The organism is Nocardia sp. 348MFTsu5.1 (assembly GCF_000383535.1).
GTDB classification, from domain to species: domain Bacteria; phylum Actinomycetota; class Actinomycetes; order Mycobacteriales; family Mycobacteriaceae; genus Williamsia; species Williamsia faeni.
Map to the genome: position 1 here is coordinate 1 of NZ_KB911531.1, position 25793 is coordinate 25793.

At 63.8% G+C, this 25793-nt stretch carries 30 protein-coding genes and 1 pseudogene; 15 read left to right on the forward strand and 16 right to left on the reverse strand.

The window, feature by feature from the left end; translation table 11 throughout:
* Both H290_RS31555 and H290_RS0126605 read left to right on the forward strand, forming a co-directional pair.
* A pseudogene (locus tag H290_RS31555) lies at window positions 1-274 on the forward strand (IS3 family transposase); the annotation flags it as partial.
* A gap of 112 nt (window positions 275-386) precedes the next feature.
* Window positions 387-992 (forward strand): DUF4262 domain-containing protein, encoded by a 606-nt coding sequence (locus H290_RS0126605; RefSeq protein WP_020109912.1) that lies wholly within the window; start codon window positions 387-389, stop codon window positions 990-992.
* A gap of 94 nt (window positions 993-1086) precedes the next feature.
* Here the strand turns inward: H290_RS0126605 and H290_RS0126610 are convergent, their stop codons facing one another.
* The 5 genes from H290_RS0126610 to H290_RS0126630 form a co-directional block, all read right to left on the reverse strand.
* Window positions 1087-1272, reverse strand: coding sequence for a type Z 30S ribosomal protein S14 (locus H290_RS0126610; protein WP_020109913.1), 186 nt, complete (start codon window positions 1270-1272; stop codon window positions 1087-1089).
* Between the two features lies 1 nt (window position 1273).
* Complete coding sequence (rplE, locus tag H290_RS0126615) at window positions 1274-1852, reverse strand: 50S ribosomal protein L5 (RefSeq protein ID WP_020109914.1); 579 nt, start codon at window positions 1850-1852, stop codon at window positions 1274-1276.
* A gap of 1 nt (window position 1853) precedes the next feature.
* Window positions 1854-2168, reverse strand: a complete 315-nt coding sequence (gene rplX / locus H290_RS0126620) for a 50S ribosomal protein L24 (protein ID WP_020109915.1) — start codon at window positions 2166-2168, stop codon at window positions 1854-1856.
* 1 nt (window position 2169) lies between these two features.
* Window positions 2170-2538 (reverse strand): 50S ribosomal protein L14, encoded by a 369-nt coding sequence (rplN, locus tag H290_RS0126625; protein ID WP_020109916.1) that lies wholly within the window; start codon window positions 2536-2538, stop codon window positions 2170-2172.
* A gap of 207 nt (window positions 2539-2745) precedes the next feature.
* Complete coding sequence (locus H290_RS0126630; protein ID WP_020109917.1) at window positions 2746-3012, reverse strand: LuxR C-terminal-related transcriptional regulator; 267 nt, start codon at window positions 3010-3012, stop codon at window positions 2746-2748.
* 186 nt (window positions 3013-3198) lie between these two features.
* Here H290_RS0126630 and H290_RS0126635 point away from each other — a divergent pair, with 186 nt between their 5' ends.
* From H290_RS0126635 to H290_RS0126665, 7 genes are all read left to right on the forward strand, one after another.
* On the forward strand, window positions 3199-3714 hold the full coding sequence (locus tag H290_RS0126635) for a hypothetical protein (RefSeq protein ID WP_020109918.1): 516 nt from the start codon (window positions 3199-3201) through the stop codon (window positions 3712-3714).
* Window positions 3715-3857: 143 nt separating this feature from the next.
* Complete coding sequence (locus H290_RS30495) at window positions 3858-4415, forward strand: DUF4190 domain-containing protein (RefSeq protein ID WP_020109919.1); 558 nt, start codon at window positions 3858-3860, stop codon at window positions 4413-4415.
* Between the two features lie 10 nt (window positions 4416-4425).
* The gene (locus H290_RS29915) at window positions 4426-5025 is read left to right on the forward strand and encodes a TetR/AcrR family transcriptional regulator (RefSeq protein ID WP_020109920.1); all 600 of its coding nucleotides are present in this window, start codon (window positions 4426-4428) and stop codon (window positions 5023-5025) included.
* A 76-nt stretch (window positions 5026-5101) separates the two neighbouring features.
* Entirely contained in the window at window positions 5102-5944 is an 843-nt protein-coding gene (locus H290_RS29920) for a C39 family peptidase (RefSeq protein ID WP_020109921.1), read from the forward strand.
* Between the two features lie 22 nt (window positions 5945-5966).
* Window positions 5967-6989, forward strand: a complete 1023-nt coding sequence (locus H290_RS0126655; RefSeq protein ID WP_020109922.1) for an endonuclease domain-containing protein — start codon at window positions 5967-5969, stop codon at window positions 6987-6989.
* Window positions 6986-7648 carry a hypothetical protein gene (locus tag H290_RS0126660; RefSeq protein ID WP_020109923.1) on the forward strand — a complete coding sequence of 221 codons (663 nt, stop codon included), beginning with the start codon at window positions 6986-6988 and terminating at the stop codon, window positions 7646-7648. The genes H290_RS0126655 and H290_RS0126660 overlap by 4 nt, the downstream gene beginning before the upstream one ends.
* Complete coding sequence (locus H290_RS0126665; RefSeq protein WP_020109924.1) at window positions 7645-10917, forward strand: AAA family ATPase; 3273 nt, start codon at window positions 7645-7647, stop codon at window positions 10915-10917. The genes H290_RS0126660 and H290_RS0126665 overlap by 4 nt, the downstream gene beginning before the upstream one ends.
* A gap of 157 nt (window positions 10918-11074) precedes the next feature.
* On the opposite strand, the gene rpsQ is transcribed toward H290_RS0126665, so the two are convergent.
* From rpsQ to rpsJ, 11 genes are read right to left on the reverse strand one after another with little or no spacing between them, the layout of a single operon-like run.
* Window positions 11075-11365 (reverse strand): 30S ribosomal protein S17, encoded by a 291-nt coding sequence (rpsQ, locus tag H290_RS0126670; protein ID WP_020109925.1) that lies wholly within the window; start codon window positions 11363-11365, stop codon window positions 11075-11077.
* Window positions 11362-11604 (reverse strand): 50S ribosomal protein L29, encoded by a 243-nt coding sequence (gene rpmC / locus H290_RS0126675; protein WP_020109926.1) that lies wholly within the window; start codon window positions 11602-11604, stop codon window positions 11362-11364. Before rpmC ends, rpsQ begins: the two co-directional genes overlap by 4 nt.
* Window positions 11604-12020, reverse strand: a complete 417-nt coding sequence (gene rplP / locus H290_RS0126680; protein WP_020109927.1) for a 50S ribosomal protein L16 — start codon at window positions 12018-12020, stop codon at window positions 11604-11606. Before rplP ends, rpmC begins: the two co-directional genes overlap by 1 nt.
* 3 nt (window positions 12021-12023) lie before the next feature.
* Window positions 12024-12860, reverse strand: a complete 837-nt coding sequence (rpsC, locus tag H290_RS0126685) for a 30S ribosomal protein S3 (protein WP_020109928.1) — start codon at window positions 12858-12860, stop codon at window positions 12024-12026.
* Entirely contained in the window at window positions 12860-13261 is a 402-nt protein-coding gene (gene rplV, locus H290_RS0126690; RefSeq protein ID WP_020109929.1) for a 50S ribosomal protein L22, read from the reverse strand. The genes rpsC and rplV overlap by 1 nt, the downstream gene beginning before the upstream one ends.
* On the reverse strand, window positions 13262-13543 hold the full coding sequence (rpsS, locus tag H290_RS0126695; protein WP_020109930.1) for a 30S ribosomal protein S19: 282 nt from the start codon (window positions 13541-13543) through the stop codon (window positions 13262-13264). It abuts the gene before it with no gap.
* 19 nt (window positions 13544-13562) lie between these two features.
* Window positions 13563-14399 carry a 50S ribosomal protein L2 gene (rplB, locus tag H290_RS0126700; RefSeq protein WP_020109931.1) on the reverse strand — a complete coding sequence of 279 codons (837 nt, stop codon included), beginning with the start codon at window positions 14397-14399 and terminating at the stop codon, window positions 13563-13565.
* Window positions 14400-14439: 40 nt separating this feature from the next.
* Window positions 14440-14745: a 50S ribosomal protein L23 gene (gene rplW, locus H290_RS0126705; protein WP_020109932.1), complete on the reverse strand. Its 306-nt coding sequence runs from the start codon at window positions 14743-14745 to the stop codon at window positions 14440-14442.
* 5 nt (window positions 14746-14750) lie between these two features.
* Window positions 14751-15422: a 50S ribosomal protein L4 gene (rplD, locus tag H290_RS0126710; RefSeq protein WP_020109933.1), complete on the reverse strand. Its 672-nt coding sequence runs from the start codon at window positions 15420-15422 to the stop codon at window positions 14751-14753.
* The gene (gene rplC / locus H290_RS0126715; RefSeq protein ID WP_028463742.1) at window positions 15422-16075 is read right to left on the reverse strand and encodes a 50S ribosomal protein L3; all 654 of its coding nucleotides are present in this window, start codon (window positions 16073-16075) and stop codon (window positions 15422-15424) included. Before rplC ends, rplD begins: the two co-directional genes overlap by 1 nt.
* 17 nt (window positions 16076-16092) lie before the next feature.
* Complete coding sequence (gene rpsJ / locus H290_RS0126720; protein ID WP_003938093.1) at window positions 16093-16398, reverse strand: 30S ribosomal protein S10; 306 nt, start codon at window positions 16396-16398, stop codon at window positions 16093-16095.
* Between the two features lie 533 nt (window positions 16399-16931).
* On the opposite strand from rpsJ, the gene H290_RS0126725 reads away from it, so the two are divergent.
* From H290_RS0126725 to H290_RS0126750, 6 genes are all read left to right on the forward strand, one after another.
* On the forward strand, window positions 16932-17426 hold the full coding sequence (locus tag H290_RS0126725; protein ID WP_020109935.1) for a hotdog fold domain-containing protein: 495 nt from the start codon (window positions 16932-16934) through the stop codon (window positions 17424-17426).
* A 176-nt stretch (window positions 17427-17602) separates the two neighbouring features.
* Entirely contained in the window at window positions 17603-18088 is a 486-nt protein-coding gene (locus tag H290_RS0126730; RefSeq protein WP_020109936.1) for an Rrf2 family transcriptional regulator, read from the forward strand.
* Window positions 18085-19332, forward strand: a complete 1248-nt coding sequence (locus H290_RS0126735; RefSeq protein WP_020109937.1) for a globin domain-containing protein — start codon at window positions 18085-18087, stop codon at window positions 19330-19332. The genes H290_RS0126730 and H290_RS0126735 overlap by 4 nt, the downstream gene beginning before the upstream one ends.
* 53 nt (window positions 19333-19385) lie before the next feature.
* On the forward strand, window positions 19386-22004 hold the full coding sequence (locus H290_RS0126740; protein ID WP_020109938.1) for a carboxylate--amine ligase/circularly permuted type 2 ATP-grasp protein: 2619 nt from the start codon (window positions 19386-19388) through the stop codon (window positions 22002-22004).
* 3 nt (window positions 22005-22007) lie between these two features.
* Entirely contained in the window at window positions 22008-23813 is a 1806-nt protein-coding gene (locus H290_RS0126745; protein ID WP_020109939.1) for an N-acetylglutaminylglutamine amidotransferase, read from the forward strand.
* The gene (locus tag H290_RS0126750; protein ID WP_051122219.1) at window positions 23810-25771 is read left to right on the forward strand and encodes a S9 family peptidase; all 1962 of its coding nucleotides are present in this window, start codon (window positions 23810-23812) and stop codon (window positions 25769-25771) included. The genes H290_RS0126745 and H290_RS0126750 overlap by 4 nt, the downstream gene beginning before the upstream one ends.
* The last annotated feature ends 22 nt before the right edge of the window (window positions 25772-25793 follow it).

Consider the following 25793-nt stretch of genomic DNA (forward strand, 5'->3'; position numbering starts at 1 on the left):
GTCCTGCCCCGATCGATTCGACACCATCGACCATGCTCGCACCTGGACAGCGCACTTCCTAGGCGCCTACGCCACCGAGCACCGCCACAGCGGCCTGAACTACTACACCCCAGAACAGGTCCACACCGGCAGCGCTGCCGCTACCCACAAGCAACGACAGCGCCACCTCGCCAACTACTACAACGAACATCCCGAACGGTTCCGGCAACCACCGAAACCACCACCACTACCGACAACCGCCGGTATCAACCCACACCTGTCTCAGACAGGTTGACAACTACCGTGCAACGTGTGGTTTTGACTGGAACGGGTGGATTTGTTGCACCGTCGCTCCATTGTCCGACAGCACTGCTCCAATGTTCGAACTCGAACAAAGGAGCGAACCAATGTCCGACTACACCACCGCCGCGGACGGCCTACCGCGCTGGCATCCCAGTCCACTCGTCAACTCGACCATCAAACGAATCCGAGTCCATGGATGGGCGATCACCGCGGTCAGCGGCGAGTGCGAATTCGACTCGCCGGACTGCACGTCGCCCGAATGCCCCTTCGGATACACCACCGGATTCGGATTGCATTCGATACCCGAACTTGCCGTATATGGACTCGACGCCAGGACGAGCGGACGGGTGCTCAACGAGCTGGGGGATCTCCTGCACGTCTACGACTCGCGCGCCATCGTCGACGAGTGCGCGGAGCTGTCACTCCGATCCATCGGCGCCCCGATCCGGCTGATCGAGCTCATCGACAAGGAAGACCTGCTGATCACCAACGAACTCTTTCCGAATTCACCTGCGCTGCAGGTTGTCTGGCCGGATGAACGAGGAAACTTCCCATGGTCGGACAGCTACACGCTGCAGCCCGACCATCAACAGATCAAGGGCATCCTGCCAACAAAGAACAGCCGGCGGCGTGGACCTCGGATCACTCCGAACGCCGGCCCCAACCGGGACCAGCGGCGTCAGGCGCAACGACGCAAGAACAGACCCTGAATCACCGAAACGCTCCACAAACACAAAGACGCTCCACCCGTGTAGGTGGAGCGTCTTTGTAGAAAGTGGAGCGTTTTAGCCGAGGGCTAAAAAATCACCAGCTGCTCTTCTGCACACCGGGCAGCTCGCCCGCGTGTGCCATTTCGCGCAAGCAGATACGGCACAGGCCGAACTTGCGGAAAACCGCGTGCGGGCGACCGCAACGGTTGCAGCGGGTGTAGCCACGCACGGCGAACTTGGGCTTCTTGTTGGCCTTGTTGACCAGCGCCTTCTTTGCCATGTCAGTTGTCCTTCGCGTTGGGGTCTTTGAACGGGAAGCCGAGCTGACGCAGCAGTGCCCGACCTTCGTCATCGTTGGTCGCGGTGGTGACGACGGTGATGTCCATGCCGCGAGGCCGATCGATGTTGTCGATGTTGATCTCATGGAACATCGACTGCTCGTTGAGACCGAAGGTGTAGTTGCCGTTGCCGTCGAACTGGCGATCGCTCAGGCCACGGAAGTCCCTGATACGCGGCAAGGCGATCGAGACGAGGCGGTCGAGGAACTCCCACATGCGGTCGCCACGCAGGGTGACGCGGGCGCCGATGGGCATACCCTCACGCAGCTTGAACTGCGCGATCGACTTGCGGGCCCGACGGACCTCCGGCTTCTGGCCGGTGATCAGTTCGAGGTCCTTGATGGCGCCGTTGATCAGCTTGGCGTCACGGGCAGCGTCGCCGACACCCATGTTGACGACAACCTTGACGACGCCCGGGATCTGCATGACGTTGTCGTATTCGAACTGCTCGTTGAGAGCGTCCTTGATCTCCGCGCGGTAGCGGAGCTTCAGCCGAGGCTGGATCTTCTCAGTGGTGCTCATGTCAGATGTCCTTCCCGTTCTTGCGGGAAATGCGCACGCGCTTGCCGTTGTCGTCGGTGCGGTAACCGATGCGCGTGGGGTTGCCGTCAGAGTCAACAACCATCACGTTCGAGACGTGGATGGCGGCTTCCTGGGTGACAATGCCGCCCGAGGATGCGCCACGCTCGTTCTGCGAGGCGGAGGTGTGCTTCTTGATCCGGTTGACGCCTTCGACCAGGATCCGGTTGCGCTGCGGGTAGGACTCGATGACCTTGCCCTTTGCGCCCTTGTCCTTGCCGGCAACGACGATCACGGTATCGCCCTTGTGAACCTTCATGTCAGAGCACCTCCGGAGCCAGCGAGACGATCTTCATGAACTTCTTCTCACGCAGCTCGCGGCCGACTGGGCCGAAGATGCGGGTTCCACGGGGATCGCTCTCGTTCTTGATGATGACGGCAGCGTTCTCGTCGAACTTGATGTACGAGCCATCCGGACGACGGCGCTCCTTGGTGGTGCGCACGATAACCGCCTTGACGACCTCTCCCCGCTTGACGTTTCCGCCGGGGATGGCGTCTTTGACAGTGGCGACGATGACGTCACCAATGCCGGCGTAACGCCGTGACGAGCCTCCGAGCACGCGGATGCACAAGATTTCCTTGGCACCGGTGTTGTCGGCGACCCGCAGGCGTGATTCCTGCTGGATCACTTTTTCTCCTTGACCTGGCTGGTAAATATGTGTGGCGGATTTCCGTCCCGACACACGCGGTCCGTTGCCATCGGTGGCGCGCCTGCCTGCAGTTATCCACCACAGGGGGTTCGCTGCTCGAAGTGCGGGCACAGATGTGCCGCGGGCAACCGGTCAAGCATAGGTGAAAGACCAGGTCGGATACAAATCACCGCTGGTCGCGGTCGGTCACCAGTCGTCGAGTGAGGTGTAGCCGTCCTGGATCGCGCGGGCCAGCAACTGCGACTTGGTCCTCGCCGAGCGGCCGACGAGAGTGTATTTCGCCCGGATCCTGGTGACGTGGGTATTGACTGTCGTCTGCGAGATGTAGAGCGACGCAGCCGCCTCCTCCTTGGAGTCAAAGGCGAACCAGGCGAGCAGGACTTCGACCTCGCGGGCCGACAGGACCGGAATCCGAGTTGCGAGCGACGGGGACAAGGAACTGTCGACACTCATCTGGCGACTCTCTTCTGCTGGTGGCTGACGCCATGGCTCGTCCCCCGACGTCGTTCAATCGTAGAAACCCCAGGCCAGGTCGGTAAGTCCCAGTTCTAGGGGGTCGGAGCCGGCGGTAGCCCACCTCTGGATCAGGCATAGAAGTTAGGTTAGTGTTGGCTAACTACTTGGCTGCTGAGGGGAAACATGAACATTCGAAAGAGCGTGGCTGGTGCGGCCCTGATCGGACTGACCGTGTTCGGCGTCACCGCGTGCAGCGACGACAACGATTCCGACTCCTCGGCAACCACCTCGGCCGTCGCCGATGCGTCTGAAGGCGCCTCCACCGGCAACGAGGAGGCCACCGGCACCGCTCCCGAACTCGAGGTCGGCGCGGCACAGGACGTCGTCGTCGGTGTCCTCTCCCCCGACACCGACCCCGCCACCTACGCCGATCTGGTCGACTCGGACGATCCCGCCATCGCCGGACAGATCACTGGCCTGGCCCACGGCTTCTCCGCGGCGGGGTACACACCCGACAAGTTCACAGTGACGGAAGTGACGTCGGACGGTGAGAACACCGCCACGGCAACAGTCGAAGTCGCCAGCCCCCATACCCCCGAGCCGGTCGCGATGCCGCTGGGATTTGTCTACGTCGACGGCACATGGAAGCTCACGACCGACGCCATCAACTCACTCGTGTCGATGGGCGGCAGTCACTGACAGCTTGCCCGACTGCTGACGATGCCCGGCCGCACTCTGCGGCCGGGCATTTTCATGTCCATCGATCGAACGTGCCACAGCTCATACGGCCGGTCAGTTCGATTCCCCTAAGGTGGAATCAACTCTTCGTCAGAGAGGCAATCATGACCGACAGCAATGGCTTTGCCGATCGCGACCGGATCGACTTGACCAAGGGTCCGGGCAACGCCTCCGGTCACTACACCGCGCCGCTGCCCTCACACGCCTCCGCACCGGAACTTCCGGAGGCCGGCTCTGACTTCTGGCAGCCGTACAGCCCCTACGTCGATCCGCTTGCCTCGCTCGACCCGGCTTATCCGCCGTACCCCGTCGCCTACCCGCAGACGCTCTACCCGACCGGTCAGTACGCGCAGGCCCGGTACTACGCCAATCCGTATCTGATGGCCCCACAGCATGTGATGGTCCGGCCACGCTCGAACGCCATGGCCACCGGTGCGTTGATCGCCTCACTGGTCGCGTACCCCGCGATGTTCTTCTGCTTCGCCGGCGCACTGATCGCACCGGTGAGCGTGGTCCTGGGCGTCATCGCCCTCAATCAGATCAAGGACCGCCCGTACGAAAGTGGCGAAGGCCAGGCCTGGAGCGGAATCATCCTCGGCGGCCTGCTCACCGTGCTCTGCGTCGGCCTGGCCGCGGCCTGGGTCGCGCTGATCGCGGGTTAGCTCACATCCAATGACCGATACGAGCCTTGACCGGGGCAAACGAGAGTTGCTCGACGCAGCCGAACGGTTGATCGCAACCCGCGGCTACGAGGTGCCCTTGCGTGACATCGCGGTTGCCGCCGGTCACCGCAACAACTCCGCGGTGCAGTACCACTACGGCAATCGCCAGGGCTTGATCTCGGCTATTGTCGCAAGGCGCCTGGGCCCGATGGAGGTCGAACGGGCGCGAATGCTGGAAGACTTTGGCGCACAAGGGAAAAGGCCGAGCGTTCGCGACCTCATCAGCATATTGGTCCTTCCGATCCTGGAGATGAAGGGCACGCACTATGCCCGATTCCTCGAGGTGACGCGGCCGTCATGGCCAGACGAATCGATTCCGACCGGGTACACCGAATGGCCCAAGGTTCTCGATCAGCTGAACCAGTCGCTCTCGGGCGATACCGCAACCCGGCATCGACGAGTCGCGGCGGTGGCGACCGCGATGTTTGCATTGATCGCCGACTTCGAACGCCGCACTGAACTCGGCGATCAATCCGAATCGGAACCAGACGAGATCATCGACATGCTGACATCGATGATGACGACACCCATTCAGACCGCGGCCACATAGAGGCGCCGGGGAACTTTCACGCGCGTGGCCGACTCCTATCGGCAACAACACATCCCCACGCGACGGAAAGTTCACGATGATTGAAGCCGGAATCGACTTCGAGCCAACCGATACCCAGGTCGAAGACCCGCAGACCTCCACACTCGGGGAGTGGTCTGATCACGACATCACCTTCGATCAACCGGATGATCCCGAACCATCCGCCGAACCGGAAGAGAATGCCGGCGACGCCGACGAGTACTCCGAGCACTGGTTCCTGCAGGCCGAGGACGGCACATGTGTGCCGGCGAGCGTCGCCCAGATTGTTGCCGAGTACACCGGCGAAGACATCCAGAGCGAAGAAGCCTTTGTTCGGATGGCCCAAGAGAACGGCTACTTCGCCGGCGGCGACGTCAGCAACGGGATGTCGATCTATGCGGCCGCGGATCTGTTGGAACAGAACGGGATTCCCGCCACCGTCGAGACCGGCACGATGTCGGACCTGTCGACGGCATTGGACGAGGGCCGCGGGGTCCTGCTCTACGTCGACTCCGGCGAGTATTGGGATCCCGAGCAGGAGGAAGTCGACGAGGCCCGGGGCCGCGACCAGGGCGGCGACCACTGCGTTGTCGTCAGCGAGATCGACTACGACAAAGGCGTTGTCTACCTCAGCGATCCCGGCCATCCCGACGGCGACCGCATGGAGGTTCCGCTCGATGAGTTCGAGGAGGCCTGGGGCGACGCCGACAACACGATGATCGTCTGCGATGAATCCTCCCCCAACAGCGGCGTCCAAGACGCAGAACCCTCAGACGCCGACGGCACCACCGATCCGCTACTGGATACCGGCGCCGACACCGAGGGCGGCCTGGACGCCGCCATCGACTGGGCCACTGCACGTCCCTGGCTGCTGCTGCCGCTGGTCATCGGTGGACACTGACAGTTGACGGTAGGTTCTGGCCATGGATTGGTCGGCCCTGCCAACATCGGGAATCACTGCACTCACCGGCACCAACCCGACTGACATGGCGATCGCCCTGGACGACCTGCCCGATGACGCGCCCGCGGTTCTTCTGATCCGACTCGATCAGGTCACCGACGTCTCGCAGGTGTTGGGCGACCTCGTGGCCGTACTGGAGAACATCACGTACGACCTCTACCCGGTGTGGCTCCCGGGGGCCGAGGTATCCCCCGGTCGGGCCACCATCGACCGCGCCGCCGCCCGGGCCCTCGCTTCGGAACTGGCTGCACGATCGGACCACTACCGACCGTTCCTGATGGATCTGACGTCCAACGCCATCGCGGCGCACACCCGAGTCGAGCCGCTCAGCATGGGCGACAAGTACTCCACCGCCACCCGGATGTCCGGGCTGATTCGGGTGATCGCAACAAGTTTCGGTCACGAACGGGTGGTCTTGGCGTTGTATTCACCGACACCGCTGCCGACGGAGCAGCAGCGCTGTGTGGCAGCGGTCAGCGATTGGCTGAGCGCCTACGTCGGGGTCTGGCTCCTCGACGACATCACTGCTGCCGTCGACCGCTTCACGACTGTGCGTGCGACGGGCGGTCCTGGTGAGGCCGTGGATGAGGCCCCGTGGACGCTGCCCGCCGCGGCGTTCCCGCCGATCTCCGGACGACCGCACCCCGCAAGCGCGGCCGAACAACGGCTCGAGTCGCACCTGGCCCGCGTTCCGTGGGCCGCGGATCGCCGATGGAACCATCTCGTGCCCACCGGCGATCTTCAACCGTTTGTACGAGCCGATCTGCTGTTGCCGGATGCCAGAATTGTCGTCGAGATCGACGGCGCCGACCATCGCACCGCCACGAAATACTCCGACGATCGGACGCGTGATGTCGCACTGCAACTCGCCGGATACCTGGTGGTCCGCTTCACAAATGAACAGGTGCTGAGCGACACCGCACGCGTTGCAGACATAATCGAGAAACTGCGTTCTGATCGCTTGGCTGCAAAGGAGCTCCCGTGACCACTTCGGACCTCACCGGTACGGAGATGATCGTTTTGTTGGTGTTGATGGCCGAAGGTCGAGGCCTCACCAATACCGAGATCAAGGAACGCGGGCCCGAACTCAAGGCCCCGAGTCGTCGCAAGCTCAACACGCGAGGGCTCATCGACAGCGACACGTCGAAGGTGCCGCACAAGCATGCGCTGTCCGACCGCGGCTGGGCGAAATGCAACGAACTACTCGGCACCGCACCACCCGCCGGCACCACCCCGCAGGGCAAAGCGCTGTTCACCGTGCTCGCCGGTCTCGGCCGCCATTTCCAACGATCCGATCTGCGATTGGCGGATGTCTTTCTGCCATCGGAAGATTCGGACCACGAAGATCCGGTCGAGAAAAGTTCACCCGAACAGTCCGCACCAGACACCGAAACCAGAGTCATCGACGCCTACCGCAGACTCGCCGGTAAGCCGGGTGCATGGGTATCGCTGCGTAGGCTGCGTCCGGAGTTGAGCGACATCAGCCGGATCGATCTCGACGAAGCCCTCGGTGCGTTGTACGCGCGCCCGGGCGTCACGTTGATCCCGGAAGAGAATCAGAAGACGTTGACCCCTGACGACCGGGCCGCCGCCGTCTCGATCGGTAATCAGAACAAGCACCTCATCAGCATGGAGTCCGTGTGACCTCGGTATCGCCTCTCGAAGCGCTCGCAAAGGCGCGCAGCGGATTCTCCAACTCGGCGCATACCCGCGACGATGTGTGGATCTCGCACAACGACATTCACGTCGACGGACTGCACGCCCGGGCATGGCACGCCATCGAACGCGCCGTCGCCGACGCACAGGAGAGTACCGGCCCGAGTCCGCTCGGCGTAGTACTGCAAGGGCCGGCCGGATCGGGCAAGACCCACCTCCTCGGCCAGGTCCGTGAATACGTACAGGCGCATGACGGCTACTTCGTCATGCTCGATCTGCTCGACCCCAGCGACTTCTGGCGCACCCTCCTCAGTTCACTGCTCGACTCTCTGAACCGGCAGATCAAACCGCCCGTCGACAAGACCCAACTCCACGACGTCATGCAGCGCCTCGCCGATCTGGCGGGCACTTCGCGGGTTGCCCGACGCGCGATCTCGGGCGAAACACTCATCACGCCCGCGATTCTCGACGAATTCGTCACCAGCCTGCGCAAACCACTGCCTGCCCTCATCCGCGGTCACCACGCCACCCTGAGGGCGCTGGTTCTCTCCGCGGCGCCGAGTTCACGGCTCAACGATCTCGGTATCGCCTATCTCGAAAACAACATCGACGAGATCGATTCGGCAGAGCGCAACGAATGGCAGCTACCGCCCCGCGCACTCCCTTACGACCAGACCGTGCGAGCGATCTCGGAGTACATGGCAGTAACCGGACCCACCGTCCTGGCCATTGATCAGATCGATACCCTGCTCGCGCAATCTCGTTCCGGCACGGACCCGTCCAACTCGACCTCCGCCTACGCAGATCTCGTGGTCGATCAGTTGGGGCACGGACTGATGTCGGTGCGAGAAGTCCTGCTCCGCACCGTCTGCCTGGTGTCGTGCATTCCCGCAGTGTGGACCATCATCGAAACCCAGGCGTCGGCGACTGTACGTGATCGCTTCCGCGCCAACGTCGTCCTCGAAGGACTACCCGACGGTACCTTCGCCCGAGCCCTGGTCGAACGGCGGTTATCCAAATCGTTTGCCGCACTGGATTTCACGCCTCCTTACCCAACCTGGCCTGTCCAGGATCGGGCATTTGCCGCCGCGGACAAGCTCAATGCCCGACTGCTGATCAAACGCGTCGACCGGCACATCAACGACTGTCTCGACAATGAGGTCGCGACGGAGCTCGAATCGTTGATCGACCAACCGGCCAGCGTTGTCCTCGCGCCGTCGCAGCCGAAGACCACCGTCGGCGGCGAGCCCTCAACCGGCGACCTCGATGAGGTCTATCAACGTCACATCCGAAACGCCCTCACCGCGTCCGCGGTGGATCCGAAGAAGGAAGACGACGTGATGCCGGCGTTGCTGAACGCCGGATTACGGGCTTGGGCAGTCGAATCGGGTTCGGATGACTTCACGATCGATCAGGTCGGCGGTCAGTATCGCCTCCATGCCCGACTGCGGCAGACCCTCGACGCCTTCACGGACGACGAGCACCACTGGGCGTTTCGCGCAATCTCGGCCACGCACGCGGGTGCGGTTCAATCACGTCTTCGGAATGCCTCGATCGACGCCGGTCTGTCGTCATCGGTGCCCCGTCGTCAGCTCTTCATCCTGCGGAACATCGAGTGGCCCGGAGGCCCGAAAACGGTCGACATGGTCAACGAATTCACCGCCAATGGCGGGCAGGTCCTTGCGATGTCTTACGACGACCTCGCCGAACTCAGCGCCCTCAACGAGATGACGAAGAGTATGCCCGCCGGCTTCGACACGTGGCTCCGTTCGCAGCGCCCCGCCCACCAGATCGAGTTCCTCAAGATCGCACTCGGCGATGCCGGTGCCAAACAACAGCGCGCAACGGCACCGGAAGACGACACCAACTGGACCAACCCGGAACCCCTGGCCCTCGACCCCGAAACCGCCGAACCACAAGCCGCCGAACCACAATCACCCGGAGAGCCGACTCCGGAGCGGTCTGCGGAAATCACTGCTGAGATACCGGTTTACGTCCCGGACGATCACCTTGATGTCGCGGTCTCGCCGGCAGTTGAGGCCCCGACGATCAACCTCGGAATCTCGCGATCGGGAACAACCGCGTCCGTCGACCTCGAAGCGCTCCGAAAGCACACCGTCATCTTCGCCGGGTCGGGTTCGGGCAAGACGGTAATGATTCGTCGGCTCATCGAAGAATGTGCATTGCAAGGTGTTTCGGCGATCGTCCTCGATCCCAACAACGACCTCGCACGGCTGGGAACAGCCTGGCCCGAAGCACCTTCAGGCTGGTCGGGCGATGACGCTTCGAAGGCGGCCGAGTACATCGACGCAGTGGAAACCGTCATCTGGACGCCACGACTCAATGGCGGTCGTCCGTTGAGCTTTCAGCCACTCCCCGATTTCGAGGCCGTCCAAGAGAACCCGGACGAGTTCGACTTGGCCGTCGACGCAGCCGTGTCCGCGCTCAAGCCATATGCGGGGGTCAGTGGTGCGAAGGCAGCACTCCAGGAAGCAATCCTGAAGCGATCCATGGCGCTGTACGGTCGGAAAGGCGGCGGGTCCCTCGGCGGGTACGTCGGCCTTTTGTCAGAGATGACGGACGACATGAGCGGACTGACCGACACTGAGAAGCTCGCGGGCATCCTGGCCGAAAACCTCAAGGCCGCCATGATCATCAATCCGATGCTGGGTGGTGGCGGGACACCTGTCGACCCCTCGGTCCTGCTCACCCCAACTGCCGGCAAACGTGCCCGCATCTCGGTGATCAGCCTGATCGGCCTGCCCGACGAAAGTAACCGACAGGGTTTCGTGAACCAACTCGAACTCGCGCTGTTCGCCTGGATCAAGAAGAACCCGGCGGGTGATCGCCCACTCGGCGCGTTGTTCGTCATGGACGAAGCGCAGACTCTTGTCCCATCGGGGCGGGTCACCCCTTGCACGCGTAGTACGGTCGCGCTCGCGTCGCAGGCCCGTAAGTACGGACTCGGTCTGGTCTTCGCGACGCAGGCGCCCAAGGGCATCGACGCCAAGATCGTCGGCAATGCGTCCACTCAGTTCTTCGGTCGCCTCAACACGCCGGTGCAGATCAACGCCGCGAACGAGATGGCATCCGCCAAGGGCAGTCGCATCAACGACATCGGCCGCCTTGGCACCGGAGAGTTCTACGTCGCCCCCGATGGCGCGTCGTTCCAGAAGGTCAACACCCCACTGTGCCTGAGCTACCATCCCTCATCCCCGCTGTCGGACGAAGAAGTCGTCGCGCTCAGCCGACAATAGGACCTAGCTGCGGAACCCGGCCGAAATCGTCCCGCACAGAGGTCACCGAGGGGGGAATACGCCCTCGGCCATGCCTCGCGGGGACGATCTTGGCGCACAACGCAAAAGCGGCCCGCCCCTTTTCAGGGACGGGCCGCTTTTGTTGTAAACGTGTGGCTTACTTGGCCTTCTCGAGGACCTCAACCAGACGCCAGCGCTTGGTGGCGCTGGTCGGGCGGGTCTCCATCAGGCGAACGCGGTCGCCGATACCGGCGGTCTCGTTCTCGTCGTGAGCCTTGACCTTGCTGGTGGTGCGGATGATCTTGCCGTAAAGCGGGTGCTTCACGCGATCTTCCAGCTCGACCACGATGGTCTTCTGCATCTTGTCCGAGACGACGTACCCGATCCGCTCTTTGCGGCGTGCACGCTCCTCGGCGGATGTTTCTGTCACTTCCTGGTCCTTACTCATGCGTCGTCACCGTCCGTAGCTTCGGGTCCGGTGGCAAGGCCCAGCTCGCGTTCCCGCATGACGGTGTACACGCGCGCGATTTCGCGACGCACGGTACGCAGCCGGCGGTTGTTGTCGAGCTGGCCGGTGGCCATCTGGAACCGAAGGTTGAACAGCTCTTCCTTCGACTCACGCAAACGTTCGACCAGTTCTTCGTCACTGAGCTCGCGGAGCTCGGCGGCGGCGATTCCGATAGACATCAGAACAGCTCCTCCCTGGTCACGATGCGGGTTTTGATCGGGAGCTTGTGCTGCGCGCGGCGCAGGGCCTCGCGAGCAGTCTCCTCACTGGGGTAGCTCATCTCGAACAGGATGCGACCCGGCTTGACCGGGGCAACCCACCACTCGGGCGAACCCTTACCGGAACCCATGCGGGTCTCGGCAGGCTTCTTCGTCAGCGGGCGGTCGGGGAAGATGTTGATCCACACCTTGCCGCCACGCTTGATGTGCCGGTTGATGGCAATACGAGCTGATTCGATCTGACGGTTGGTGATGTACGCGCTTTCCAGAGCCTGGATGCCGTAGTCACCGAATGTCACCTTGGTACCGCCCGTGGCCTGACCTTTAAGGCTGGGGTGGTGCTGCTTGCGGTGCTTGACCCGACGAGGGATCAACATGCCTCAGCCCTCCTGGTTCTCGGCCTGCGCAGGCGCAGGCGTTGTCGCTGGAGCGTCGACCGCCGGTGCTTCCGCAGTCGCGGTGGCCGCGCGGCCAGCTTCGGTGCTGGTCGCAGTGGTGCCCGACGAACCGCTCCGCTTCGGACGTGCGGGGCGACGCGGACGACGGTCATCGCTGGGAGCAGCAGCCGAGGCGAGAGCCTCGCGCTTGCCACCGACGATGTCGCCCTTGTAGATCCACACCTTCACGCCGATACGGCCGAAGGTTGTCTTGGCCTCGTACAGGCCGTAGTCGATGTCAGCGCGCAGGGTGTGCAGCGGCACACGACCTTCACGGTAGAACTCGCTACGGCTCATCTCCGCACCGCCGAGACGACCCGAGCACTGGACCCGGATTCCCTTGACGTTGGGCTGACGCATGGCCGACTGGATGGCCTTACGCATCGCCCGGCGGAAAGCCACACGGTTGCTGAGCTGCTCTGCGACACCCTGTGCCACGAGCTGAGCTTCCGATTCGGCGTTCTTGACCTCGAGGATGTTGAGCTGCACCTGCTTGCCGGACAGCTTCTCCAGGTCGCCACGAATCCGGTCGGCCTCGGCGCCGCGGCGACCGATGACGATGCCCGGACGGGCGGTGTGGATGTCGACGCGAACCCGGTCACGGGTGCGTTCGATCTCCACCTTGGCGATGCCGGCGCGCTCGAGGCCGGTGGCCAGGAGCTTGCGGATGGCAACATCCTCTTTCACGTACTCCGCGTACTGCTTGTCTGCGTACCAGCGGGACTTCCAGTCCGTGGTGATACCGAGACGGAAGCCGTGCGGGTTGATCTTCTGGCCCACTACTGAGCTCCCTTCCGGCGGTTGCGGCTGGACGCCGCACCCTTGTCGGCGATGCTCTCGACGACGACGGTGATGTGGCTGGTCCGCTTACGGATCCGGAACGCACGCCCTTGGGCACGCGGACGGAAACGCTTCATGGTCGGTCCCTCGTCGGCGAACGCCTGCGACACCACGAGGGTGCGGCGGTCGAGGTCGAGGTTGTTCTCGGCGTTGGCAACGGCGCTGGCAAGCACCTTGGCCACCGGCTCGCTCGCAGCCTGGGGCGCGAACTGCAGGATGTCGAGAGCTTCGTCCACGTTCTTGCCGCGAACCAGATCGATGACACGACGCGCCTTCATGGGGGTCACACGCACGAAACGAGCGGTGGCCTTGGCGGTCGGATTGGTTGTTTCAGTACTCATCTACCGACGCTTCGCTTTCCGGTCGTCTTTGATGTGTCCCTTGAAGGTGCGCGTCGGCGCGAACTCGCCGAGCTTGTGCCCGACCATCGAATCCGAGATGAACACCGGGACGTGCTTGCGACCGTCGTGGACGGCGAAAGTGTGTCCGATGAAGTCCGGAATGATGGTGGACCGACGGGACCAGGTCTTGATGACCTGCTTGGTGCCCTTTTCGTTCTGAACATCGACCTTGCCCAACAGGTGGTCGTCGACGAACGGGCCTTTCTTGAGGCTGCGTGGCATTCTCTAACTCCCTCCTGGGTTATCGCTTGTTCTTGCCGGTGCGGCGGCGGCGGACGATGAGCTTGTCGCTCGGCTTGTTCTTGCGGGTGCGGCCCTCGGGCTTGCCCCACGGGCTGACCGGGTGGCGACCACCGGAGGTCTTACCCTCACCACCACCGTGCGGGTGGTCGACCGGGTTCATGACGACACCACGGACGGTTGGGCGCTTGCCCTTCCAGCGCATACGGCCGGCCTTGCCCCAGTTGATGTTGCTCTGCTCGGCGTTGCCCACCTCGCCGACGGTTGCGCGGCAGCGCACGTCGACTCGACGGATTTCACCGGAAGGCAGACGCACGGTGGCGTAAGCGCCTTCCTTACCGAGCAGCTGCGCGCCGGCTCCGGCGGAACGGACCAACTTGGCTCCGCCGCCCGGACGCAGTTCCACAGCGTGGATCTGGGTACCGGTCGGGATGTTGCGCAACGGCAGGTTGTTGCCCGGCTTGATGTCGGCGGTAGGACCGCTTTCCACCACGTCGAACTGCTTCAGGCCCTTGGGGGCGATGATGTAACGCTTTTCGCCATCGACGAAGTGCAGCAACGCGATCCGCGCAGTGCGGTTGGGGTCGTACTCGATGTGAGCGACCTTTGCGTTGATGCCGTCTTTGTCGTTACGACGAAAGTCGATGAGACGGTAGGCCCGCTTGTGGCCACCACCCCGGTGACGGGTCGTGATGCGACCGTGCGCATTTCGTCCACCGGTGCTGTGCAACGGACGAACGAGTGACTTTTCCGGGGTGCTACGAGTCACCTCGGCGAAGTCTGCGCCAGACGAGCCACGGCGACCGGGGGTCGTCGGCTTGTACTTACGAATTGCCATGAGTCTTCTTGTCCTCTACTTCTTCTGAGTCCGACCGGCGTCAGCCGACCGGGCCTCCGAAGATCTCGATGGGCTTACTGTCGGCGGCCAGGGTCACGATCGCGCGCTTGGTGTCCTTGCGCTTGCCGTAGCCGTACTTGGTCCGCTTGCGCTTACCCTGACGGTTGGCGGTGTTCACGCTCGTGACCTGCACGTCGAAGATCTTTTCGATGGCGATCTTGATCTGGGTCTTGTTCGACTCCGGGTTCACGAAGAACGTGTACACGTTGTCCTCGATCAGTCCGTAGGACTTCTCAGAGATCACCGGGGCCAGAATGATGTCGCGGGGGTTTGCCTGAACAGTCATTGAACTCAGGCCTCCTTCTGCTCATTGTTCGCACCATCGATGAAGGTGCCGAGTGCTTCACGGCTGAAGACAACCTCATCGGCGTCGAGGACGTCGTAGGTGTTCAGCTGATCGGGAGCGATCGGCAGCACGTGCTGCAGGTTCGCAACGCTCTTCCATGCGGCGGTGTCCTCGCGGCCGACCACCAACAGGAACTTCTTGCGATCAGACAGCTCTTCGAGGAACAACCGTGCCGTCTTGGTCGACGGGGCCTGCCCGGCAACCAGTTCGGTGATCACGTGGATGCGCTCGTTGCGCGCCCGGTCCGAGAGGGCTCCGCGCAGGGCGGCTGCCTTCATCTTCTTGGGGGTGCGCTGGCTGTAGTCACGCGGCTGCGGGCCGTGGACAACGCCACCACCGACGAACTGAGGGGCGCGGGTCGAACCCTGACGAGCGCGACCGGTTCCCTTCTGGCGGTAAGGCTTTGCACCGCCACCGCGGACCTGGGCCCGAGTCTTGGTGGCGTGGGTGCCCTGGCGTGCAGCGCCCAGCTGTGCGATGACGACCTGATGCAGGAGCGAGATGTTCGCCGGCGCGTCGAAGATCTCGGCGGGCAGATCGACGGTTCCGTCGGTCTTGCCACCAAAGCTCTTCACGTCGACCGTGCGGGTCTGCTGCTTCTCAGTGTTGACAGTCATTAGCTCGCACCACCCTTCATGGCGTCACGGACGATGACAACCGCGCCCTTGCGACCCGGGATCGCTCCCTTGATCAGCAGCAGGCCCGATTCAGCGTCCACCTTGTGGACCTTCAGGTTCTGGGTGGTGACCTTGTCATTACCCATCCGACCGGCCATCCGCATGCCCTTGAACACGCGACCGGGGGTTGCACAACCACCGATGGATCCGGGCGAGCGGTGCACGCGGTGCACACCGTGGCTCGCGCCCAGGCCCTTGAAGCCGTGACGCTTCATGACACCGGCGAAGCCCTTGCCCTTGGAGGTTCCGGTCACGTCGACGAGGGCACCGTCGGCGAAGATCTCCGCCGTCAGTTCCTGTCCGACCGTGTACGGCGAAACGTCGTGGACGCGGATCTCGGCAACATGCCGGCGCGGGGTGACCCCGGCCTTGGCAAACTGACCGGCAACCGGCTTGGTGACCTTGCGCGGGTCGATGGCGCCGTAGGCGAGCTGAACGGCGGTGTAGCCGTCGGTCTCCTCGGTGCGGATCTGCGTGACCACATTCGGTCCCGCCTTGACGACTGTCACCGGGATCACCCGGTTGTCCTCGTCGAATACCTGGGTCATCCCGAGCTTGGTGCCCAGGATTCCCTTCACATTTGTCTGAGTCATCTGATGATTCCCGCCACTCACTGGATGTTGACGTCGACGCTGGCCGGCAGATCGATACGCATCAATGCGTCAACGGTCTTGGGCGTGGGATCGAGGATGTCGATCAGTCGCTTGTGTGTACGCATCTCGAAGTGCTCGCGCGAATCCTTGTACTTATGCGGCGAGCGGATGACGCAATACACGTTCTTTTCGGTGGGCAATGGCACCGGGCCGACCACACGCGCACCCGTACGGGTCACGGTCTCCACGATCTTGCGCGCCGACGCGTCGATCGCCTCGTGGTCATAGGCCTTGAGCCGGATGCGGATCTTTTGTCCCGCCACGCTGTGTCCTCTTCCGTCAATTTCGGCTTCACAGATGAACACCTCGCGGAAAACGACTGGGTCGCATCCTCGTGACCAATACCTCACGGCGGTGATCGACGCTGTTCATCTGTCATTGTTCAAAACTCGCTTGCACGAGCCGTCGTACTACGCCCGGTTACCCGGGCCTCCGGTCCACGCACTCGGGTGTGTCGCGATGCTTACACATGGTCAGCCCATGCGCATATCGCTTGTCCGAGTGCATCCAATCTGAACGCGGTCTATCTTTTGCACGTTGTGCACCACGACGGAAGCTCGAACCAGTTCGTAACCGCTTAGTTCGTCCGGTGATGCTCTTCGATCGGCCAGGCGCTCTGTCGCTGATTGGAAGCACATGACTTCCAGCCGAGACATACAGGGCTGCGCTGCCGATCCAAGGCAACCCGACAAGTATGCAATAGATCCGGCTCAGGACCAAATTTGTCCGGTCGGCACCTCGCGAACAGCGTCGGCGGACATCGCAAGTGATCTTACCGATGAGTAAGATAACGGCCATGTCGACCGCCAAAGCCCCGATCACCACCTCCCCGACCTACCGTCTGCGCCAGAAGTTGCCGGCCGGCCGCCTCGGATCCGCGCTCTTCTCGGTCGGGGTCTGCATCAGAGTTCCGTACTTCGCGACGATCCTGCCGTATGTGAAGGTCATGGAACCCGGGCGATGCGAGGTCACCGCACCGAAGTGGTTCGGCATCCACAACCATCTCGGCACCTTCCACGCCATCGCCGCGTGCAACCTGGCCGAGACCGCGATGGGCATGCTCATGGAGGCGACCACCCCATCGACACACCGCTGGATCCCGAAGGCAATGACCAGTCAGTACCTGACGAAAGCCACTACGGGATTGCACGCCGTCGCGACGCTCGGTGACCCACTCGACTTCAGCACCATCACAGAGGGCCGCGATGTGATCGTCACTGTCTCGATCACCGACAAGAAGGGCGTCGAAGTGGTCCACTGCGACATCACCACCTGGGTCACCCCCGCCTGACCCGTCCATCTGGTCGAGCTCCGCTCCGCTTCGTCTCCGCGGGCCAAGGTCGAAAGTCCCGCATATTCTTCCTCCACACGGCATCGCCGCAGCTACAAAAACCGCACGCCACGTGGTGTTTGACCCCACAGCAGGAAAATGCGCATCTGAGTTGCGCAATAACTACGGTGAGTCCCATGCAACTGACTCGATTCACCGACCTCGGTCTGCGGGCGATGATGTTGCTCGCCGCGGCCGAACAGGACGGCCGTCGTGTCACCACCGGCGCGATCGCAAGCAGCGTCGCCGCGTCTGAACATCACATCGCCAAGGCCGTGTCCAGATTGGTGGACCTCGGCCTGGTGAATTCCCAGCGCGGCCGCCGCGGCGGGCTTTCCCTGACCGACGCCGGTCGCCAGGCCTCGGTCGGCTGGTTGATCCGCGAACTCGAAGGCGACAACGAGGTTGTCGACTGCGCCGGGGACAACCCCTGCCCACTTCTGGCGGCCTGCCGCCTGCGACGTGCACTCGCCGACGCAAAGGAAGCGTTCTACGCCGAGCTCGACCGGCACGTCGTCAGCGACCTGGTCAGCGGCACGCAGATACCGCTGCTCCAGATCAGCACGCTCCCCCTCACTTCCACCGAGGAACAGTTGTCACCCACCGAGAGGACAGATTCATGACCATCGCTCCCCTGCCCGACCAGCTCATCGCCACCCGGACCGACGAACTCGAACCTCATCACGCGGAGCTGATCGCCGCGACGCTTCCGCTGGTCGGAGCGAACATCGACGCCATCACCACCGAGTTCTACCGACGTCTGTTCGCCGATCACCCCGAGCTTCTCCGCAACCTGTTCAACCGGGGCAATCAGGCACAGGGCAGCCAGCAGCGCGCACTCGCAGCATCGATAGCCACGTTCGCAACGCACCTCATCGATCCGGCGTTGGAGCATCCGGCAGTACTGCTCGGCCGAATCGGGCACAAGCACGCATCGCTCGGAGTGACGGCCGATCAATATCCCATCGTCCACACCCATCTCTTTGCCGCAATCGTCGAGGTTCTCGGCGCCGAGACCGTCACACCCGAGATTGCCGCCGCATGGGACCGCGTCTACTGGCTGATGGCCGACACCCTGATCGACCTCGAACGTCGGCTCTACGAAGAGGCCGGGGTCGCGGCCGGTGACGTCTTCCGCCGGGCCCGTGTGGTCGACCGAACCGACGATCCGTCCGGGACTGTGGCGCTCACCGTGGTCGATACCGCCGGGACCTTTTCGAATTTCGTTCCAGGACAGTATGTTTCGGTCGGTGTCACGTTGCCCGACGGCGCCCGTCAGATTCGCCAGTACAGCCTGATCAACACGCCGGGAGACGGAAAACTGACGTTTGCCGTCCGCCCGGTCGCCGCGACCGCAAACGGACCGGAGGGTGAGGTGTCGACCCAGATCGCCGAGAATGTGGCGGTCGGAGATCTGCTGGACGTCAGCATCCCGTTCGGCGACCTCCCCGTCGGCAGCATCGGATCGCGGCCCCTGGTCCTGATCTCGGCGGGTATCGGCATCACGCCCATGGTCGGGATCCTCGAGCACCTCGCGGTCCACGCCCCGCAGTGCCCGGTGCGGGTATTGCACGCCGACCGGTCGCCGGAAACACATCCCCTGCAGGCACGGCAGCGTGAACTGATCGGGCAGCTGGCCGCCGGTTCACTCGATGTCTGGTACGAAAACCCCGGCGCGGAGGAGCCGTCGATCCATCGCGGTCTGATGCAGGTCGACACCATCGCGTTCGACGACAACGCGGACTACTTCCTCTGCGGGAACAGCGGATTCGTGCAAGCGGTCCGAGACCAGCTCCTCGCCCGGGGCGTGGCAGACGACCGTTTGCACTGCGAGCTCTTCTCACCCAACGACTGGTTGCTCGGCTGACCTGGTTCCTCCAACCTCTGCCGACCTGAGCGGATGGGCCTACGCTCGGACGGGTGGTCGAACAGGCGCGCAGTGTCGGGATCGAAGAAGAGTTCCACCTCGTCGATCTGAGGACGCGCCGGCTGACCCCGCGCGCCCCGGAACTGTTGGAGGCCCTGCCGGACAACGAGGGTTACGTCGAAGAACTGCAGCGCTGCGTCATCGAGGTCAACAGTGGTGTCTTCACCACGTTGACCTCGCTGCGCAGTGATCTGCTCGAGCATCGCACGGTCCTTTCCCGGACAGCCGGAGAGCTGGGGATCGGCGTGGTGGCCGCCGGTGCGATGCCGCTCGCGGTCCCCACCGAACTTCAGGTCACCGAGACGCCCCGCTACCGCCGGATGCTCGCCGACTACCAGCTCCTGGCCCGGGAACAGCTGATCTGCGGTACCCAGGTGCACGTCGACATCGCCGATCGCGATCAGGCGGTGCAGATCGCGTGGCGACTGAGTCCGTACATTCCCACGCTGCTCGCGCTCTCGGCGAGTTCACCTTTTTGGTCCGACGGCGCCGACACCGGGTACGCGAGCTCCCGCACCCTGGTTTGGCAGCGCTGGCCGACGACCGGGCCGTTCCCGCGGCTGAATTCGGCCGCCGAATACGACCAGGAGATCGGGCGGCTGGTCAACACCGGCGTCATCAACGACCCGGGCATGGTCTATTTCGATGTCCGCCCGTCGGCGAAACAGTCGACCCTCGAACTGCGAGTGTGCGACAGCTGCCCCTCGGTCGACACGATCACCCTGATCGCCGGTCTCTACCGGGCACTCGTGCAACGCGAGGTCACCGCGATCGCCGCAGGTGAACCCGGCATCTTCATCTCACCGACGCTGTACCGGGCCGCGATCTGGCAGGCCGCGCGATCGGGCCTGGAAGCCGACCTGATCGACCTGCTCGCGGCCGCGCCTCGCCCGGCTGCCGACGTGGTTCGCGAACTCGCCGCGATGCTCGAATCGGAGCTGCAGGCAACCGGGGACTGGGACAAGGTCACCGAACTCATCGACAGCGCCATCTCGGTCGGCAGTTCCTCGGCCCGCCAGCGTCGCGCCCTCCGACGTCGCGGGCACCTCTCCGATGTCGTCGATTCCCTCATCGCGGAGACCGCCGGCAACGCACCGATCCCGCCCTCCGTCTCCGATCCCCAGAACCCGATGCTGCACACTTACGACCCGACCGGTGACGGCGACCGGACAGAAGGTTCGGAGAACTACGACGAGACCTTCGCCCCGACCGGCGCCGCCCGCCCCGGCTACCGCCGGATAGTCGACACACTCACCGAACTCGGGCCGGTCACCCTGCGCAATCGGCAGCACCAGATGGAGAGCGAACAAAGTGCCGGCGGCATGACCTTCCGGGTCAGCGGCCAGGCCCGGGCGCAGATCTTCTCGCTGGACGCGGTCCCCCGCATCATCGAGGCGGACACGTGGAACACCATCTCCGTCGGTCTGCGCCAGCGCGCCCTCGCCTTGAACGCCTTCCTCGTCGACGTGTACGGGGCCCAGCAGATCATCGCCGACGGCGTCATTCCGAGCGAGATCCTCGACCGTGCCCCCGGTTACCGCAGCGCCGGGTCGGCACCGCGCTGGCAGCAGGTCCGCACCCACATCTGCGGCACCGATCTGGTGTCCACCGCCCCCGGTGTGTTCCACGTCCTCGAAGACAATCTGCGGGTGCCGTCGGGCATCGCGTTCGCTATGACCAATCGCGTTCTGATGGACCGCTTTCTCGGCGAACTCATCGACCCGGAGGAGATCCTGTCGGTCGAAGAGATGCCGCAGATGATCGCCGAGACGCTCGCCGCGGCCCTCCCGCCGCGAGCCGATCCAGACGGGATCACGACGCTGCTGAGTGCCGGCTGGGAAGATTCGGCCTGGTTCGAGCACGCGATGATCGCCGAACGGGCCGGCCTCACCCTCGTCGACTGCACTGATCTACGGGCCGAAGGCGACCGGGTGATAGCGCAGGTCCGAGGAAAAGACGTGCCGGTCAACGTGATCTATGCACGGATGGACGAGGACATGCTGCTGTCGTCGTCGGGCTCCGACGGCAAACCTCTGCGGCGACCGATCCTGGCCGCACTCGAAGCGGGGACCCTCGCCATCGCGAACGCGCTCGGAAACGGTATCGCCGACGACAAGGCCGTGTATTCGTTCGTCCCGGCGATGATCAAGTACTACCTGGGCGAGGACCCCGCGATCGAGCAGATCCCGACATGGCTGTGCGCCGAGCGGGACCAGCGCGACTATGTACTGTCGCGAATGGACGAACTGGTGATCAAACCCATCGACGGGCTCGGTGGGTCGGGCGTGATGATCGGGCCCGAGGCGACGGATCAGGAGCTGGCCGACCGCCGCAAAGACCTGATCGGTCACCCGGAGCGATTTGTCGCACAGGAGGTCGTACGCCTCTCGACACACCCGACCTTCGATGGCCAGGGCCTGTATCCGCATCACGTGGACCTGCGGGCATTCGTACATCTGCGCGCCGATGCCGAGCAACGGGTCACCGCGCACATGGCACCGGCAGCACTGACCCGGGTGGCACCGGCCGGGAGCATGATCGTGAATTCTTCTCGCGGCGGCGGCGGGAAGGACACCTGGATCAGAACCGAATCACCGACCGGAGGACGATGACGGATGTGCGGGATCTGCGGTGAGATCACATTCAACGGCGATCGGCCCGACGTGTCGGCCGTGGTGGCCATGACCGAATCGATGGCACCGCGCGGGCCTGACGGCGAGGGTGTTTATCTGCATCGCCATGCGGCACTCGGGCATCGGCGACTGGAGATCATCGATCTGACCGCGCGCGGCGCCCAGCCGATGGTGGACACGGCACTCGGATTGTCGTTGGTGTTCAACGGTTGCATCTACAACTACAAGGAACTGCGCGAGGAGCTGTCCGAAGCCGGGTATTCATTTTTCTCCACCGCGGACAGCGAAGTGATCCTCAAGGCGTTCCATCGCTGGGGCCCCGACTGCGTCGGGCACCTGATCGGCATGTTCGCGTTCGCGATCGTCAACACCGACACCGGCGAACTGACACTGGCGCGTGACCGCCTCGGCATCAAGCCGCTCTACCTCTCCGAAAGCGGTGCGCGCCTGCGGTTCGCATCGTCGATACCCGCCTTGCTGTGTGCCGGCGGCGTCGACACGTCTATCGACCGCACGGCGCTTCATCACTACCTGACCTTTCACTCCGTGGTACCCGCGCCACACACGATGTACGAGGGCATCAAGAAGTTGCCGCCGGCAACCGTGCGGACAATCGCCCCCGACGGGACCAGCACCGAAAAGCGGTACTGGGAACCAGTTTTCGAACCTCACCCAGATAGAGTGGGCTGGGACGAGGCACGCTGGGGCAGCGAGCTGATCGACTCGCTGCGGGTGGCCGTCCGGCGACGCATGGTGGCCGACGTGCCCGTCGGCGTACTGCTCTCCGGCGGCATCGACTCATCCCTCGTCGTAGCGTTGCTCGCCGAACAGGGCCAACAGGACCTCGCGACCTTCAGCATCGGGTTCGATTCGGCCGCAGGAGAAGCCGGCGACGAATACGAATACTCCGACCTGATCGCGAAGACCTTCGGAAGCCGCCACCACAAGATCCACATCGATACCGACCGGCTGTTACCGGCGATACCGGGAACCGTTGCGGCCATGAGCGAACCGATGGTCAGTCACGACTGCGTGGCCTTTTACCTGCTCTCCCAAGAGGTCAGCAAATCGATCAAGGTCGTGCAGTCGGGCCAGGGTGCGGACGAGATCCTCGGCGGTTACGACTGGTATCCACCACTCGAACACATCCCCCGGGACAACGTCACCAAGGCCTACGCGTCGGTGTTCTTCGACCGCTCACACGATGAACTCAATGCGCTGCTGCGTCCGGCATACCGACTCGACCACGATCCGAGCTGGCAGTTCGCCTTCGATCATCAACACGCACCCGGAGCCCGGTCCGCTGTCGATGCCGCGTTGCGCCTGGACACCACCGTGATGCTCGTCGATGATCCGGTGAAACGTGTCGACACCATGACGATGGCCTGGGGACTGGAGGGCCGGGTCCCGTTCCTCGACCACGAATTCGTCGAACTGGCGGCCACCTGTCCACCCGAACTGAAGCTTGCCCATGGTGGCAAAGGTGTTCTCAAGCAGGCCAGTCGCGCTCTGTTGCCTGCCGAGGTCATCGACCGCACGAAGGGTTACTTTCCCGTCCCGGGCATCCGCCACCTCGACGGCGGGGTCCTCGAGCTCGTCACCGACACCCTGCGCGCCCGGTCGGCACAGGATCGGGGCCTCTACGACGACGCCGTCGTCGCGGCCCTGCTCGCGGCACCGAACGAAACCCGCACCACGCTCGGATCGAACTCACTGTGGCAGCTCGCGATGCTCGAAATGTGGTTGCAGGCCATGGAAACGGCTGGTGCGGCACCGGTGGCACGATGACGTCGAGAGTCGATGCATCAACCGATTCCACGCTCAGCCGGCGCGACCGGGGTCAGCACAGCTACGGCGCGTCCGTGTCACCTGATGGTCGCGCCTTCGCCTACATCGTCGACGACGGCACCGGCTATCCCCGGGCCGCACAGCGGACCCTTCACCGCGACGGCGCCGGACCGATGCGTGCCGTCGAGCTGCCCTGTCCAGGCCCCGTCCGCACCCTCATACACTCCCCGGACGGTCACTGGCTGGCCTGCGAGGTCGCGCCCGGCGGCGGCGAACACCATCAGGTCTGGATAGTGACCACCGATCCCGACGATCCGGCGGCCATCCGGGTCGGAGCCCCGGAAGACCTGACAGCCGGCGAGCACACCACCGGATACGCCACGGCCGCGCTCATCGGCTGGGATGCGAATCGGGTGCTGCTCAACGCCATCGAGCCCGACGGGACGGCTCACGCGCTGATGGTCGATCCCCTCACCCGGGCGGTGACCGATCTCGATGCGCGGATCGGCGGGCACCTCATCGACTCCTGGAAGGGTGCGGCCCTCCTGCGCGTCGGCCCACGCGGATATCGGGAGATGCTGTTGCTGCGCCGCGAGAGCGTCATACCGTTGCTCCCCAACGATCCCGGCGCCTCCACCGACCAGGGGGTCATCCTCGACCAGGGTTTCGAGCATGCCTCTCTCCTGTTTCCCGGCCTCGGCCTCGTCGGGCAGGACCGCGACCTCGACAGCGTGCAGGCCCTGGTACGCAGCGACTTCGATGCGGTGTACCCCCGATTGCTGGCGATCGACGTCGGACGTAACGGAATCCGATTCACCGTGCTGGCGCAGCGGAGCGGTTACGGACTCGACGAGTTTGCCATCAGCAACGACCAGTCGACCGTCGCAATACTGTGGAACAACAAGGGCCACAGTGAATTACAGGTCATGACGCTACCCGAGCGAACACTGCATCCACCGATCGAACTGCCGGGTACCGTGGTGGGCGAACTATCGATCAGCGCTTCGGGTTCACTGATCGCGATGACCGTGCAGGCCCCCGACATGGCCCCCACGGTGGGACTGATCAATTGGCGGGAGGGGCACTGGACGCCTATCGACCACGGCCGCACCACTCCGACCGACGGTCCCGGGCCCGAGCTGGTCGAATTCTCTGCCCGCGATGGAATGCCGTTGTCAGGCTGGCTGTACCGACCGCAATCACGCGACGCCGATCCACGAGTGTCCGGACAGGAGGTTCCGGGACATCGGGGTGGAGCCGGCCGCGCGCTGATCTACTTCCACGGCGGTCCAGAAGCGCAGGCCCGGCCCGAGTACAGCTTCCTGTTTCCGGCCCTGCTCGAAGCGGGTATCACGGTATTCGCTGCGAACGTGCGGGGGTCGAGCGGTTTCGGCCGGCTGTTCTCCCATGCCGACGACCGGTACGGACGGTATGCGGGCATCAACGACGCCGCCGACTGCGCCAGGTTCCTCATCCGGGAAGGGTATGCCGCGCCGGACCAGATCGCCTGTGCCGGAAGGTCATACGGCGGATACCTGACCCTCGCCTGCCTGACATTCCACGCGGAGCTCTTCACCGCCGGTGTGTCCATCTGCGGCATGAGCGACCTGGAATCGTTCTTCTCGAATACCGAGCCGTGGATCGCGGTCGCCGCGTACACAAAATACGGGCATCCCGAAGCAGACAATGAACTGCTGCGAGACCTGTCGCCGATCCACCGCATCTCCGAGCTCCGCGCCCCCCTGCTGGTGATCCACGGTCGGCACGACACGAACGTCCCCGTCAGCGAATCCGAGCAGATCGTCGAGAAGGCCCAGGCCCTCGGCGCCCGAGCCGAGCTGATCCTGTTTCCGGACGAAGGACATGACATCGTCATCCGCGACAATCAGCGGGCACTGACCGCCGCCCTGCGTGGATGGATCGTCGACGCCTTCAACGCAGCGGCTGCGGCGCGCTGACCACCGATACGCCCCACACCTC